Raw genomic sequence first — 16,298 nt, forward strand, 5'->3', positions numbered from 1 at the left:
GGAACCGAACATGATTCGAGTCGGCACGACTACCGCCAGGCCGTCCGGCCGTCGATCCCGGACGGCCTTTCCATATCTACTGAAAGTTCTATTGCAGGCACGTTGACCGCAGCCGAATCGGCGCGGAGCGCGCTTTCAGCAGGGCCACGGGCAGCGTGCTGAACAGGCCGGCTACCGGCAGTTCGAGCACGCCTTTGCGCGAAGTCACGCCCTCCACCGCATAACCCGGCGCGACGATGGTCGCGTCGAATGCATCTGCTGCCGGCCAGGCACGGCCGCCATCGGTCAGCGCCGCCATGGATCGCCCCACGGCAACGATCGCCGCATCGCGGTTGTGTCGTCGCGCAAAGGCGATGACATGATCGCTGTGCCGCCCCGTAACTTCCAGCGCCTGGTAATCGCCGTGCGCGAACAGGTCGGCGAGGTCGGTACGGGCCTTGATCAGCTCCCGCGTCCAGGCCAGTTTGACGTGGCCGTTTTCCCAGTGCCGGGCGAGGCTCGCCCAGTCCGGCTGCTGCAATGCGGCGAGCGCCTTCGCGCGCTCGGCGAAGTCCACCGGGCGCCGGTTGTCCGGATCGACCAGCGAGCAATCCCAGAACTCGGTGCCCTGATAGAAGTCGGGAACGCCCGGCATGGTGGCTTTGAGCGTGGTCTGGCTCAACGAGTTCAGCGCGCCGAGCAGCGAGGTGCGCTTGGCGAACAGTTCGAGCGATGCGAGGAATTCGCCGGCCTGCGCGGGATCGAGAATTCGTTCGAGAAACTGGTGCACGCCGTTCTCGTAGGCGGCATTGGGATTGAGCCAGCTGGTCTCCTGCTTGCCTTCGCGCGACGCTTTCAGCGCATAGGCCTGCATGCGCTCGAGGAACGACGCATCGCGCGCGCCGAGCGGCCAGGCGCCAAGCAATGCCTGGTACAATGCATATTCGAACGCCGCGGATGGCGCCCGCATCTCGCCGTCCACGACCAGATGCGGCGCGTTCAGGACCTTCCAGCGGCTGACCGCGGTGGCCCATTCGCCGGGCATCTCGGCGAGCGCGAGCAGCCGGGCCCGCGCATCCTCGCCCCGCTTGGTGTCGTGGGTGGCCGTAGCCGTCATGCCGTGCGGCCAGTCCTTGGCGCGGGCCGTCATCATCTGGTGGAAGTGATAGCGTGGCAGCGCCTTGGCAGCGGGATCGCCGCCGACCTCGTTGAGCGCCAGCAGTCGGTGGTAGCGATAGAAAGCGGTATCCTCCAGCGACTTGGCCATGGTCGGCCCGGTGAATTGCTGCACCTTGAGGGCGAAGCGGCGCACCCGCGGCTTGCTGTGCGCGGGGCGGCCGGGTTTCAGGAGATCCAGTGTGAGTGCATCGCGCAGGAAGTCGAACAGTCCTTCATCGGCGCCGAACCAGTCGGCGCGGGCCTTCTCGATGGTGGTTGCGATCAGCTTGCGGTCCAGCGCCGAGGGACCCGTTGCGGTCAGATAGGTGCGATAGACCGGGAAGTGCAGCACATAGAGCTCGAAGGCCTGGCGCAGCGTGTCGGCGGAAAAATCGCGGCTCGAATAGTGCCCGTTGGCGATCCGCGCCAGCAGGCGCGTCAGCACGGTGAACTCGCTGAGCAGCAAAGTCTCCAGCACGCGGCGCTTGGCCGCCTTCAGCACCGGATCGAATTTTGGCGAGGTGTTGCTGACCTGGCGCCAGATCTCGTCGAGCGGTTCGAGGCCGGTGTCGGCGACCAGCACCTGGGTGATGGTGTTGAGCCATTCGTAGCCGGTCGTGCCATGCACGCCGGCCAGTTTCACCAGCTTCTCGTCTTCGCCGAGGATCTTCTCGATCACCACGTAGAACGGCTTTGACTTCTTTCCCTGGGCGTCGCCGATCAGCCGGCGCAGCCGCTGGAAATATTGTGCGGGGTCGCGCAATCCGTCGATGTGATCGAGCCGCAGGCCCTGCAGCTTGTCTTCGGCGATCAGCCGTTTCACCAGCGTGTGGATGGCATCGAATGTGCCGGCATCCTCGACACGCAGGCCGGCCAGCGTGTTGACGTCGAAGAAGCGGCGATAGTTGATTTCGCTGGAGGCGAGGCGCCACTGGCCGAGCTTGTAGTGCTGGCGTTCCAGCAGGTTGTGCAGGGTCTGGATCTGCGCCGGCCGGTCCGGCCCGGCGCGATAGGCCGCGAGCCCGCGTGCGATCAGTTCGGCGCCGCCGGCGACGGCCGCAAGCTCCTTCTTGAAGCCGGGTGCCTCTTCGAGGTTCGGATGACGCAGGCCCTTGTAGCGCGAGGCGAGGTCGAGGATCTGCTTGCCGGTTGCCGTGGTCGCTGCATCGGCTTCCTTGACGACGGTGCGCAGGATCTCGCTGTAACGCTCCGGCGCGATCGGCAGGCGGTGCTCGAAATACCAGGCCGAAAAGCTGCCTTCGGCGGCGTCGAACTTCAGCTCGATCTCGCCGCCGTCCAGCGCCTGGCCATAGGAGGTGCCGATGATCGGCAGCAGCACACCGCCGCGGGCGCGGTAGGGCAGGGTGTCCCAGTCGATATCGAACGACACCGCATGTGGCGATGCCGGTCCCCATTCCAGCACGCTCAGCCACCAAGGATTGTCGGCGAAATGCACGCCCACATGGTTGGGCACGAAATCCAGGATCAGGCCGATGTCGTTGGCCTTCAGCGCGGCACTGAGGCGTTCAAACCCGTCTTCGCCGCCGAGCTCCGGATTGAGTTTGGTGTGATCGACGATGTCGTAGCCGTGGGTGCTGCCGGCCCGCGACTTCATGAAGGGCGACGCATAGAGGTGGGTGATGCCGAGCGACTTCAGGTAAGGCACGATCGCCGCGGCATGATCGAAGGTGAACTCGCCGGTCAGCTGGACGCGGTAGGTGGCAACGGGAATCACTGGCGGCATCATTCGTCTCCGAGACGGACGTGCACCGACCATGGCGCGACCGTCCCGGTCGCATTGCCGCCCCAGATCGTAACGCCGCCGGACGGCGGAGGTTCGCGGACAATCGCGTTGTCCGACAGATTGGCTTCGAGATGCAGCGCGGTGCCGTCGCCCATCCGCCAGTGCGCCGTCAGCAGGCCGCTGTCGTCCGATGCCGCATGGCCGAACCGCGCGCCGGCGAGCCGGGGCATGATGTGCTGCTTCCGCAGGCGGAGCAGCTCGCGTACCAGCCCCAGCCGCTGTTGGCCGGATGTGCTGTCGCGATTTTTCCAGTCCAGCACCGCCAACTCGAACGAGGACTCGGCGAGCGGGTCGGGAATCTCGTCGCCGAATTTCTCGTAGGCGCAGGCGAACTCCTTGCGGCGGCCGTTGCGCACGGCTTCCGCGAGGTCGCCCTTGAAATCGCAGAAGAACGGAAACTGAGCCTTGGAGCCCCACTCGTCGCCCTGGAACAGCATCGGCACCATCGGCGCCAGCAAGGTGATCGCCAGCGCGGCCTCGATCGCCTTGGGGTTGGCGAGGCTTTCGAGCCGGTCGCCCAGCGCGCGGTTGCCGATCTGGTCGTGGTTCTGCAGGAAATTGACGAAGGCGGCGGGCGGCAGCTTGCCACTCGGTTCGCCGCGCAATGCGCCGTCGCGATGCGGCGACGGTTCGCCCTGATAGGCAAAACCCGATGCCAGCGCGCGCACGATGTGATCGATCGGCTTCGGCGCATAGTCGCTGTAATAGCCGGTGTGCTCGCCGGTCAGCAGCACGTGCCAGGCGTGGTGATAGTCGTCGTTCCATTGCGCGCGGTACTGGCCGCGATGCGGATCGGTCTTGGGATCGAGCAGTGCGGCGCGGTTGTCTTCGTTTTCCAGCACCAGATGGATATGGCGGTGAGTGTCCGCGGCCAGCTTGCCGACTTCGCGGCTCAGCTCGTGCAGCATCGGGATTTCGCCCTGTTCGGGTATGGCGTGGACGGCATCCAGCCGCAGCCCGTCGAAGCGATACTCGTGCAGCCAGTACAGCGCATTCTCGATGGCGAAGGCGCGGACCTGCGGGATGCGATAGTTGATCGCGCTGCCCCACGGCGTATGCGCATCGGAGAAGAAGTCGGGCGCATACTGGCCGAGGTAATTTCCTTCCGGTCCGAAGTGGTTGTAGACGACGTCGAGAAACACCATCAGCCCGCGCAGATGCGCCTCGTCGATCAGCGCCTTGAGATCTTCCGGACGACCATAGGCGGCATCCGGCGCGTACCACAGCACGCCGTCATAGCCCCAGTTGTGACGGCCGGCGAAATCCGCCAGCGGCATCAATTCCAGCGCGGTGATGCCGGTGTCGACGAGATGGTCGAGGCGCTCGATCATGGCGCGGTAGGTGCCCTCCGGCGTGAAGCTGCCGACATGGGTCTCGATCAGCACGGTGTCTTCCCACGGCCGGCCGCGCCAATCTGTGGCGCGCCAGGCATAGGCGGCGTGATCGATCACCTCGCTGGGGCCGGCGATGTCCTGGGGCTGGAAGGCCGAGGCCGGGTCGGGCACGTTGTTGGCGCCGTCGATGTGAAAGCGATAGGTGGCGCCGGCCTTCACGCCGGCAATCTCGGCAGAGAACCAGCCGTCCTTGCCGCGGGTCAGGGGATGAAGGCGGTCGAGCATCACATCGACGCGGTTGGCAGCGGGCGCCCACAGCCGGAACAGCGCGCCGGACGAGGTCAGCCGCGCGCCAAAGCTTCGGTCAGTCATGAGGCGGATCCTGCGAAGGCGAGTACGGAGCGGGGCGGCGCCTGCAACTCGCTGCCGGACGGCAGCACGTCGATGGACAGCGCGCCATCGGCGGTGTTGAGGACCTGCCGCCAGTGCTTGTATTCCGGCAGTTTCGGCAGTGTGAAGGCGATGCCCGCCGGCGCCGAGTTGAGCACGATGAAGATCGGGTTGTCGTTGTTCTCGCAGGGGCCGAGCACATAGGCCAGGAAGCGGCCATCCGGAAACGCCCAGTCTTGCTCGGTCATTTCCTCGGCAGCCGGGGTCAGCCACAGCACGCCATAGGTCCCATCGGCGCGGCGGCCGTCGAGCCAGCCTTGGGCGCGGATCTGCGGGAAGCGCTGCCGCAGCTGCGTCATCTCGCCGATGAAGTCGGTGAGATCGTCGTCCTTGTGGCCGAGATTTTGCCAGCCGACCCAGCCGATCTCGTTGTCCTGGCAATAGGCATTGTTGTTGCCGTGCTGGGTGTTGCCGACCTCATCTCCGGCAAGGATCAGCGGAACGCCCTGCGCCAGCAACAGGCAGGCCAGCTGGTTCTTGCGCAGCTGCCGCCGCAGCGCCAGCAGCTCCGGATCGGTGGTCGGTCCCTCGACGCCGAAATTGTTGCTGAGATTGTCGCTGGAGCCGTCGCGATTGTCCTCGCCATTGGCCTCGTTGTGCTTCTCGTTGTAGCTGAACAGGTCGGCGAGCGTGAAACCGTCATGCACGGTGACGTGGTTGATGCCGGCGCGCAGCTTGCGGCCGCTGTGGTTGAACACATCCGACGAGCCGGTCATGCGGCCGGAGACCTCGCCGATCAGGCTGCCTTCGCCGCTCCAGTAGCGCCGCATCGCGCTGCGGTACTTGTCGTTCCATTCCGACCATTGCGAGGGAAGGCACCGACCTGATAACCGCCCATGCCGAGATCCCATGGCTCGGCAATCATCTTGACCGAGGCCAGCACCGGATCCTGCCGCGCCGCCATCAGGAAGCCGTGGTTGCGGTCGTAGCCGTTGGCGCCGCGCGCCAGGGTGGTCGCCAGATCGAAGCGGAAGCCGTCGACGTGGCAGACCTCCACCCAGTAACGCAAGCTATCCATCACCATCTGCAGCACGCGCGGATGGGTGAGGTTGACTGAGCTACCGCAGCCGGTGAAGTCGTCGTAGTAGCGCGGGTTGTCCGGCATCAGCCAGTAGTAGGAAGCGTTGTCGATGCCGCGATAGGACAGCGTCGGGCCGAGATGGTTGCCCTCGGCGGTGTGGTTGTAGACAACGTCGAGGATCACCTCGATGCCGGCGTCATGCAGCCGCGCCACGGTGGTGCGGAAGGAATCCAGCGGATTGTCGATGCCGTAGCGGGCCTCCGGCGCGAAGAAGCTCAGCGTGTTGTAGCCCCAGTAATTCGCTAGCTTCAGCTCGACCAGGCGGCGATCGTCGACGAAGCCGTGCACCGGCAGCAGTTCGACGGTGGTGACCCCGAGCCGCTTCAGATGATCGATCATCGCCGGCGACGACAGGCCGCGATAGGTGCCGCGCAGGCCGGGCGGCACGTCCTTGCGCATCTGGGTCAGGCCCTTGACGTGGGCTTCGTAGATAATGGTGTCTTCCCACGGAATGCTCGGCCGGGATTCCTTGCGGCCCCAGTTGAAGGTCTCGTCGACCACCACGGCCTTCGGCATGCCGCGCGCATTGTCGCGGCGGTCGAACGACAGGTCCTCGCGCGACGAGCCGGTGCGATAGCCGAAATGCGCATCGCTCCACACCAGCCGGCCCGAGATCCGCTTGGCGTAGGGATCAAGCAGCAGCTTGTGGGCGTTGAAGCGATGACCGTGTTCGGGCTCGTAGGGCCCGTGAACGCGGTAGCCGTAAAGCTGGCCGGGCGAAACGTCGGCCAGGTAGCCGTGCCAGACGTCCTCGTTACGCTCAGGCAACGTGATGCGTTCCAGCTCGCGGCGGCCCTGGCTGTCGAACAGGCAGAGTTCGACCTTCTCGGCATTGGCTGAAAACAGGGCGAAGTTGGTCCCCCTGCCGTCCCAGCTTGCACCGAGGCGAAAGTTCGTTCCGGCGGTAACGCGCATGTCTAGAATTCCGGGATCAGAAAGATGGCGGCCAGCGGCGGCAGGGTCAGCGTCAGTTCCGGCACCAGGCCGACGGTCTGCACCTCGCCGGCATTGCCGACATTGCTGCCACCATAATGTGCGGCGTCGGAATTCAGCACCTCGCGCCACTTGCCGGGGAACGGCACCCGCACCTTGTAGTCGCGGTAGACGTTGGGCGAGAAGTTCACCACCACAAGGCACTGCGCGCGCGGGTTGGCGCCCTTGCGCAGCCAGGCGAACACGTTGCTGGCGGCGTCTTCGGTGATCACCCATTCGAACCCGGCCGGCTCGCAATCCAGCTCGTGCAGCGCCGGCTGGTTGCGATAGAGCTCGTTGAGGTCGCGGACCAGCGAATGGATGCCGGCATATTTCGGCTGTTCCAGCAGATGCCAATCAAGTGAACGATCGTGATTCCACTCGCGCTCCTGGGCGAATTCGCAGCCCATGAACATCAGCTTCTTGCCGGGATGGCCGAACATGAAGGCGTAGTAGGCCCGCAGGTTGGCGAAGCGTTGCCAGTCGTCGCCCGGCATGCGGCCGATCAGCGATTTCTTGCCGTGCACCACCTCGTCATGGGACAGCGGCAGCACGAAGTTCTCCGAGAACGCATATTGCAGCCCGAACAGGATGCTGCCGTGATGGTATTTGCGGTAGATCGGATCCTGACTGATGTAGTTCAGCGTGTCGTGCATCCAGCCCATATTCCACTTGTAGCCGAAGCCGAGTCCACCGAATTCCACCGGCCGCGACACCTGCGGCCATGCGGTGGATTCCTCCGCCGCGGTGGTGGCGTTGGGGAATTTCGCATAGACCTCGGTGTTGAAGCGGCGCAGGAAGGCAATGGCCTCGAGATTTTCGCGGCCGCCGTACTTGTTGGGAATCCACGCGCCGGCGTCGCGGCTGTAGTCCAGATAAAGCATTGAGGCCACGGCATCGACGCGCAACCCGTCGACGCCATAGTGCTCCAGCCAGAACAGCGCGTTCGACACCAGGAAGTTGACCACTTCGGTGCGGCCGTAATTGTAGATCAGCGTGCCCCAATCCATGTGCCGGCCCTGCAGCGGGTTGGCGTGCTCGTACAGCGCGGTGCCGTCGAACATGCCGAGACCGTGCGGATCGTCCGGAAAATGGCCGGGCACCCAGTCGAGCAGAACGCCGAGGCCTTCGACGTGGCAGGCCTCCACCAGTGCACAGAAATCTTCCGGCGTGCCGAAGCGACTGGTCGGCGCATACATGCCGGTGGGCTGATAGCCCCACGAACCATCGAACGGATGCTCGTTGACCGGCAGGAATTCCACATGGGTGAAGCCGAGGTCCCGGGCATAGCGTGGCAGGACGGCCGCGAGATCGCGATAGGTCAGCCACTCATTGCCGTTCTTGCGCCGCCATGAGCCGAGATGGACCTCGTAGACCGACATCGGCTTGTTGAGCGCATTGACGTTGGCCGGTGCGGGGCGCGGATGGGGCAACTTGCTCTCGTCGAGGACGATCGAAGCGGTGCTGGGGCGTAACTCGGCGGCGAAGGCCATGGGATCGGACTTCAGCGGCAGTTGCTGGCCCTGCGGGCCGATGATGTCGAACTTGTAGTGATCGCCCGCGGTGGCGCGGGGCACGAACAGCTCCCAGTAGCCGTTGCCGCGCACGCGCATCGGGTGCCGTCGCGGATCCCAGAAATTGAAGTCGCCGACCAAACTGACGCGCCGCGCATTCGGCGCGAATACCACGAAGCCCACTCCGGCCACACCTTCCAGCGTCATCGGATGGGCGCCGAGCTTGTCGTAGAGCCGCTGGTGGGTGCCTTCGCCCAGCAGATAGAGATCGAATTCGCTCAGGATCGGCGGAAAGCGATAGGGGTCTTCGAGATCCACCGTGTTGTCGCCGTAACGCGCGCGCAGCTGATAGCGGTTCGAGCCGTTGGCCAGCGTGCCGACAAACAGACCGGCATCGTGCACGCGCTCCAGGGCGGCGGCGCTGCCGTCCTGATCGATGGCGTCGACCTTGGAGGCTTCGGGCAGGAACGCGCGCACCACCGTGTGGTCGTTCTCCTTGTGGGGACCGAGATAGTGGAACGGATCGGCGTGTCGTCCTTCGACGATCGCATAGGCTTCCGCGGTTAACTTGGTCATGAGACCTCCGGGTACTGGGACAGAATGCGAAGCGTGCCGGCCAGCGGGACTCTTAACCAGTCCGGCCGATGCGCCAGTTCGTATTCGATCTCGTAAAATGCCTTCTCAAGCAGGAAGAAGTTGAGCATGTCGTCGGCGGCTTTGGGGTCGGCGGGCCACAGCCGTGCGTCGGTCATGTATTCCTTGTAGGCGGCGAGGAAGGCCGTGGTGGCGCGTTCGCGCCAGCTGTCCAGCGCCGCCGCGAGCTTGCCGGTCTCGTCGGGGGCGACCTTGAGCGCGCGTTCCAGCGCGGCAGTCGCCGAATAGTCGATCGAGCGGATCAGCCCGGCAACGTCGCGCGCGGCGGGCGCCCTGCGTCGGCGCTCCTCCAGCGAACGGCGCGGCTCGCCCTCGAAGTCGATGATGAAGATGTCATCCTTGACGATCAGCATCTGGCCGAGATGGAAGTCGCCGTGATGGCGGATCTTTGCGGTATCGATATCGGCAGGCAGCAACGCGAGCAGGCGGCCGCGCAGCGCAGCGCTCTGCGCCAGCAGCTGATCGATCAGCGTCCGGTCGGATTCTTTCGCTGCCGTGCGGGCCTGCTGCAGGCTGTCGAACACATGGTCGGCGCGTTTCAGGATCTCACCGGTCCATAGCCGGGTGTCGTCCGGCGTGGTCGGCTCCGGCTTGAAGTCCGGGATCTCGTCGTGTGCGGCGAGCGCGACATGCATCTCGGCCACGCGGCGGCCGGTCTGCGACATGTAGCGCAGGTACGGCACCTGCTCTTCGCTCTCTGCCGTCTCGGTGCCGTTGGCGAGCAACTTCTGCTCGTCGACAAAACGGTCGAGATAGGCCGCGGTCACCGTCCAGGCGTCGCCCTGGTTCTGCACGAAGGCATGGACGATTCCGATCGCGCTCTGCTGGTCGCCCTCGATCAGCTCGACGCTGCCGAGTAGCGCCGGCGTATTGGCGAAGCCCGCGACGTCCGTCAGGAAGCGGCCGAGTTCGATCTCCGGATTGATGCCGGACTGCAGCTTGCGATAGATCTTCACCACATAGTCGCTGTCGACCAGCGACGTGCTGTTGGACTGCTCGGTTTCCACCGCGCGGATGTGCTGCAGCGGCTTGACCGGCATGTCCAGCAAGCGGGCGGTCGGACGGAAGTCGAGGCGCCCGCCCTGCGAGCCGTCTTCATTCTCGACGGTCAATTCCTTGCGCAGGTTGTAGAGCAACAGCTCGATGAAGATCTGGTCGGTGGCGACGTCGAGCAACGTGCCCTCGCGGGCACCCTGGCGCACGGCGGCAAAGGCGCGTTGATTGTAGCGCTCGCGGTCGAAGCGCACCCACTCGATCCGCATCGGCAGCACGTAGCGCGTCGTCACGTCGCGCTGCGTGGTTTCGAAGAAGGCCAGCCAGGGGCGGTTGTCGCCGATGTCGCAGAACGGCACCGCCGAGGTCAGGCGCGGCTGGATCGCCTTGGCGGAGCGTTCCGGATACCAGCGCGTGCGCGACAGATAGGCCGGCAGCACGTCGCGCTCGAACACGCCGCGGGTGCGGCCGAGCGACAACCAGGAGGAGCCGAGCGGCACCACCAGAGTCTCGAATTCCGGCACCGCTGTCGGCAGCACATGCTCGGAGACGTCGCGCTCTTCCAGCCGGAACCAGTAGAAGCCATAGGGTGCCAGCGTGATCATGTAGGGCAATTCGCCGATCGGCGGGAATTTGGTGCGGCCGAGCATCTCGAGCGGCACGCGCTCCTTCCAAGGCGACAGGTCGAGCTCGGTGGCCTGCGCCGAGCGCGACAGGTTGGCGACGCAGAGGATTACCTCGTCGCCAAGTTGCCGGATGTAGCACAGCACCGAGCGGTTGCTCGGGCGGATGAACAGCATGGTGCCGCGGCCGAAGGCCAGCGTCGACTTGCGCACCGACATCAGCCGCTTGGTGGCCGAGAGCTGCGACGACAGCGAGCGCGACTGCGCCTCCACGTTGACCGACTCGTAGCCGTAGACGGGATCCATGATGGTGGGGGCATAGAGCCGTGCGGGGTCGGCGCGGGAGAAGCCGCCGTTGCGGTCCGGCGTCCACTGCATCGGCGTGCGCACGCCGTTGCGGTCGCCGAGATAGATGTTGTCGCCCATGCCGATCTCGTCGCCGTAATAGATGATCGGCGTGCCGGGGAACGACATCAGCATCGAGTTCATCAGCTCGATCTTGCGCCGGTCATTGTCCATCAGCGGCGCCAGGCGGCGCCGGATGCCGACATTGATGCGCGCGCGCGGGTCGTTGGCGTAGGTCGACCACAGGTAGTCGCGCTCGACATCGGTGACCATTTCTAGCGTCAATTCGTCATGGTTGCGCAGGAACATGGCCCACTGGCAGTCCTGCGGGATGTCCGGGGTCTGGCGCATGATGTCGGTGATCGGGAAACGGTCTTCCTGGGCGATCGCCATGTACATGCGCGGCATCAGCGGGAAGTGATACGCCATGTGGCATTCATCGCTGTCGCCGAAATATTGCTGCACGTCTTCGGGCCACTGGTTGGCCTCGGCCAGCAACAGTTTTCCGGGAGCATAGGCGTCGAGTTCGGCACGCAGGTGCTTGATGATCTTGTGGGTCTCCGGCAGGTTCTCGTTGTTGGTGCCGTCGCGCTCCACGAGATAGGGGATCGCGTCGAGACGGAATCCGTCGACGCCGGCGTCGAGCCAGCGCTTCATCACCTGCACCACCGCCGACACCACGCGCGGATTGTCGAAATTCAGATCCGGCTGGTGCGAGAAGAAACGATGCCAGTAATAGGCCTTGGCCTCGGTATCCCAGGTCCAGTTCGACTTCTCCGTGTCGGTGAAGATGATCCGGGTGCCGTCGTACTTTTGGTCGGTATCGCTCCACACATACCAGTCGCGGGCGCTGGATCCGGCCGGGCTGCGGCGGGCGCGCTTGAACCAGTCGTGCTGGTCGGACGTGTGGTTGATCACCAGCTCGGTGATGACACGCAGGCCGCGCCGCTTCGCTTCGTGAATGAAGCGGCGGAAATCCTTCATGGTGCCGAAATCGGGATGGATCGAGCCGTAGTCGGCAATGTCGTAGCCGTCGTCGCGACCGGGCGACGGATAGAACGGCATCAGCCAGATCGCGGTCACGCCGAGATCCTGCAGGTAGTCGAGCTTCTCCGTCAGCCCGGCAAAGTCGCCGATGCCGTCATTATTGCTGTCGGCGAACGCCTTGACGTGCAACTGGTAGATGATCGCGTCCTTGTACCACAGGTAATCGTCTTTCTCTGCGCCCGGCGAGACAGTCGCGTCGATGGCTGGCATGACATTCATAACTCAGTGCTTTCAGGCGAGGCAGCGGAAGAACACGGCAGGATCGCGCATCGGGTCGATGCGGACGCGGAGTCCGCCCCATTCCACGGGATGGCGCTCCCCTGTGATCAGGTTCTCCACCGCGGCGATGTCGCGGCGTTCGCCGTCAACCATCACCTGCGAATTGATCGGCAACCAGAACTCGTGGACGTCGCGCGACAGAGAGATCGCCCCCGCCACGGTATTGTGCTGGTCGACGGATTCCTTGACGAAGCCGATGACGTTGCCGTCGTCGACCGGCAGGAAACGCAGGTTGCTGGTCTGCTGCAGTGCCGCGTTGGCGCGGCGGGCATTGTTGATGTCGCGGATGTACGGCTTGATGTTGCCCGGCTGGTCCCAGTCGCGCACCTTGATCTCGTACTTCTCGGAGTTGAGGTACTCTTCCTTTCCGGGAATCGGGTCGTGTTCGAGCAGTTCGAAGCCGTTGTAGATGCCATAGGTCGATGACATAGCCGCCGCGAGCGCAAGCCGCGCCTTGAACATCCAGGCCTCGCCGCTCTGCAGATGGAAGGGCAGGATATCAGGTGTATTGACGAAGAAGTTGGGCCGGTAGAACTCGCGCTCGGGATAGCCGGTGAGTTCGACGAGATACTGCTCGATCTCCCACTTCTGGATGCGCCAGGTAAAATAGGTGTAGGACTGCGAGAAGCCGAGCTTGGCGAGGCCCTTCATCAGCTTGGGGCGGGTAAAGGCCTCGGCCAGGAACAGCACGTCGGGGTGATTGAGCTGGACCTCGTGGATCATCCATTCCCAGAACCGCAGCGGTTTGGTGTGCGGATTGTCGATGCGGAAGATCTTCACGCCGTGGTCGACCCAGAACAGGATCACGTCGCGCAGCGCGTTCCACAGCGAGCCGGCATCCTCGCAGCTGAAATCGGGATTGACGATATCCTCGTATTTCTTCGGCGGATTCTCGGCATATTTCATGGTGCCGTCGGGACGGCGCCTGAACCAGTCAGGGTGTTCCGTCAGCCAGGGATGGTCGAGCGAACACTGCACGGCGATGTCCAGCGCCACTTCCATATTCAGCGTCTTGCAGGCTTCCACGAAGGCATGGAAGTCTTCCATGGTTCCGAGTTCGGGATGGATGGCGTCGTGACCGCCTTCCTTGCCGCCGATGGCATAGGGGCTGCCGACATCGCCGGGCTCCGCTGTCAGCGAATTGTTGCGCCCTTTGCGGTTCTTCACCCCGATCGGATGGATTGGCGTGAAATACACCACGTCAAAACCCATCGCCGCCACGTCCGGCAGCCGGGCGATGCAATCGCGGAACGTGCCGTGCTGGCCGGGCACCGTGCTCTGGCTGCGCGGCACCATTTCGTACCAGGCGCCGTCGCGGGCCCGGACGCGGTCGATGGTCAGCGGCAGCAGTGGCGAACGGGTCAGGTCCGGGCGCAACTGGCTCTCCGCCATGGCCGCCTGCAGCTCGGGCGCAAGCAGCGGCTCGGTGTCGCCGCTCTGCAGATAGTCTTCGCAATGGCGCACGATGATCGCCGAGGCGTCGGGGCCGCCGGCCTGTGCCTTGGTCATCATGCCCGCGCCTTCCAGCGCGTCCAGCGTGACGTCCTGGCCGGCCTTCAGCTTCAGTTCGAAACCGTGGCGCCAGGTGGCGAATTCGTCGGTCCACGCCTCGATGGCAAAGACGTAGCGTCCCGGCGCGTCGGGGGTGAAGGAGCCACCCCAGCGATCGTTGACGTCGAAGGTCATCGGCGCCCGCTTCCAGGCGCGCTCCGTCTCCAGCCGCCACACCAGCGCCGCGGCGATGATTTCGTGCCCGTCGCGATAGATGTCGGCCCAAACCTCGATCGGCTCGCCGACGATCCGTTTCACGGGAAAGCGACCGCCATCAACGAGCGGATAAATATTTTCGATCTGGAAAGCTCCGCTGGTGGCGACGCTTTCCACAATTTGCGTGGTTTTGTTCACAGGGGTGCCATCAACTATGAGTGTCGTCCCAATTCGGTTGCGGAAGAGAGACGGTCCGATCATATACAAAGCCTTGTGACGGGCGTTAGTTCCAACGGGAACTCAGCTTAAGCACGTGCGTTGAAAACGGCTATCCTCTTCGTAAAATTCATCTTTTCGCAGCGTTGACAGCGTGTTGCGATGCAAACGGCGTGCCTTATGGACCTTTTCAGCAAAGCCGCAGAACTCGGAATCCAGACCGGATTTCACGACGGACAGGGGCATTGGCATACCACCGATGCCGCAGCCCTGAAGATCATCCTGGATGCCATGCCAGTGCGCGCGCCGCACCGGTTTCTCGACGGGACGGTGGTGGTGCGGGCAGGGCGGGCCGAGCGGTCCTATCTCACCGAGGCAACGAGCCTGCCGCTGAAATGGGAGATCCTGGATGGCGCCAACGTCATCGCCGAGGGCGAGACCGGCGATCGCAGCATCCTGTGGCCGCTCGACCTGCCAGTCGGCGTCTGGCGTCTGCGCCTCACCGACGCCTCGCTGTTCTCCGAGGAGGCGCCTGTCATCGTGGCGCCCGCCAAGGCGTTTCGCGGCGAATTCGACCGCTCCTGGATTCTGGCGGCACAGCTTTATGGCCTGCGCTCGGAGCGCAACTGGGGCATCGGCGATTTCACGGACCTGAACCGGCTGCTCGAACTGGCGGCAAGTCTTGGCGCCGAAGGCGTCGGCCTCAATCCGCTGCACGTGTTGTTCGATGACCGTCCGACCGATTGCAGCCCGTATTCCCCGAACAGCCGGCTGTTTCTCAATCCGCTCTATATCGACGTCGAAAAGATCGCGGAATTCTCGGCCGACATGATCGCCGGCGACGCCGAAACGCTGGCCCGGCTGCGCCAGGCGCCGGTGGTGGACTATTCGGCTGTCGCCGAGCTCAAATGGCGTGCGTTGCGTTCGACCTTCGCGGCCTTCAAGAGCCGGCCGGACGCCAAGCGAAGCCAGGCGTTCGCCAAGTTTCGGGCCGAGCACGGCGTCACGTTGTCGCGCTTCGCATGTTTCGAAGTGCTGCGCCACAGATTCAACTGCGCCTGGTGGGACTGGCCGGCCGAATGGCAGCAGCCGGATGATGCCAAGATGGCGGAGCTCCATTCCGGGCCCGACGCTTCGGAAATCGAGTTCGTCAAATTCGTGCAATGGTGCGCCGATCAGCAGCTGCAGGCCTCCCGCGATCACGGCCATGCGCTGGGGTTGAAGGTCGGGCTTTATCTCGACGTCGCCGTCGGCGTGCAGAGCGGCGGCTTCGATGCCTGGAACGAACAGATTGCGGTGTCCCGCCATCTGTCGATCGGCGCGCCGCCCGATGCGCTGCAGCCGGCCGGACAGAACTGGGGTCTCGCCGGCTTCAACGGCGGCGGGCTCGAGGTGCAATCCTTCGCGCCTTTCAAGGACATGCTGCGGGCCTCGATGCGTTACGCAGGCGCGATCAGGCTCGATCACGTGCTCGGCCTGAACCGCCTCTATGTGGTGCCGCACGGCTACGCCGCCGACAACGGCGCCTATGTGAAGATGCCGCTGCAGGCATTGCTCGCGGTCACCGCCCAGGAAAGCGTGGCAAACCGCTGCGTGGTCATCGGCGAGGATCTCGGCACCGTGCCGGATGGCTTTCGCGAAGAGCTGCGCGACTGGGGGATCTGGTCGTATATGGTGATGATGTTCGAGCGCGACGACCGCGGCGCGTTCCGCGGTATCGATCACTATGCGCACGACGCGCTCGTGACGTTCAACACCCACGACCTGCCGACCTTTGCCGGCTGGCGCAGCTATGCCGACCTGGTGATGAAGCGCGGCCTGGGCATTGATCCCGGCGAGAGCGACGATGCCCGCAGCTATGCGCTGTCGATGCTCGGCGACGCACTGCGTCAACAGGGTATTTCCAACGAGGGCCTGTATGCGGTTGCGCAGTTCCTGGCACGGACCCGGACGCGATTGCTGGCGATTGCGCTGGAGGATCTGTTGGGGGTGATCGACCAGCCCAACATTCCCGGCACCATCGATGAGCACCCGAACTGGCGGCAGCGGCTGCCGGTGGCGATCGATGATATCGTGGCTGCGATCGACCTCTCGGCACTGCGGACGGCGGTCGCCGATCGCTCCGCGCAGGCGGCCTGAACC

6 protein-coding genes and 1 pseudogene are annotated in these 16,298 nt (G+C 64.4%); 1 reads left to right on the top strand and 6 read right to left on the bottom strand.

Annotated features, from left to right (window positions below; genetic code table 11):
• Positions 1-88: 88 nt before the first annotated feature.
• The 6 genes and pseudogenes from treY to ONR75_RS09625 form a co-directional block, all read right to left on the bottom strand.
• Positions 89-2,881, bottom strand: a complete 2,793-nt coding sequence (gene treY, locus ONR75_RS09600) for a malto-oligosyltrehalose synthase (RefSeq protein WP_265083605.1) — start codon at positions 2,879-2,881, stop codon at positions 89-91.
• Positions 2,881-4,647 carry a malto-oligosyltrehalose trehalohydrolase gene (gene treZ / locus ONR75_RS09605; protein ID WP_265082379.1) on the bottom strand — a complete coding sequence of 589 codons (1,767 nt, stop codon included), beginning with the start codon at positions 4,645-4,647 and terminating at the stop codon, positions 2,881-2,883. The genes treY and treZ overlap by 1 nt, the downstream gene beginning before the upstream one ends.
• Positions 4,644-6,721 (bottom strand): annotated as a pseudogene (gene glgX / locus ONR75_RS09610) (glycogen debranching protein GlgX). Before glgX ends, treZ begins: the two are co-directional and overlap by 4 nt.
• Before the next feature lie 2 nt (positions 6,722-6,723).
• The gene (gene glgB, locus ONR75_RS09615) at positions 6,724-8,868 is read right to left on the bottom strand and encodes a 1,4-alpha-glucan branching protein GlgB (RefSeq protein ID WP_265082380.1); all 2,145 of its coding nucleotides are present in this window, start codon (positions 8,866-8,868) and stop codon (positions 6,724-6,726) included.
• Complete coding sequence (gene treS, locus ONR75_RS09620; RefSeq protein WP_265082381.1) at positions 8,865-12,173, bottom strand: maltose alpha-D-glucosyltransferase; 3,309 nt, start codon at positions 12,171-12,173, stop codon at positions 8,865-8,867. The genes glgB and treS overlap by 4 nt, the downstream gene beginning before the upstream one ends.
• 12 nt (positions 12,174-12,185) lie before the next feature.
• A complete protein-coding gene (locus tag ONR75_RS09625) occupies positions 12,186-14,138 on the bottom strand; it encodes an alpha-1,4-glucan--maltose-1-phosphate maltosyltransferase (protein ID WP_320109719.1) in 1,953 nt (650 codons plus the stop codon).
• Positions 14,139-14,336: 198 nt separating this feature from the next.
• Between ONR75_RS09625 and malQ the strand changes: the two genes are divergently transcribed.
• The gene (gene malQ, locus ONR75_RS09630; RefSeq protein ID WP_265082383.1) at positions 14,337-16,295 is read left to right on the top strand and encodes a 4-alpha-glucanotransferase; all 1,959 of its coding nucleotides are present in this window, start codon (positions 14,337-14,339) and stop codon (positions 16,293-16,295) included.
• The last annotated feature ends 3 nt before the right edge of the window (positions 16,296-16,298 follow it).

Source organism: Rhodopseudomonas sp. P2A-2r, from assembly GCF_026015985.1.
Taxonomy (GTDB): domain Bacteria; phylum Pseudomonadota; class Alphaproteobacteria; order Rhizobiales; family Xanthobacteraceae; genus Tardiphaga.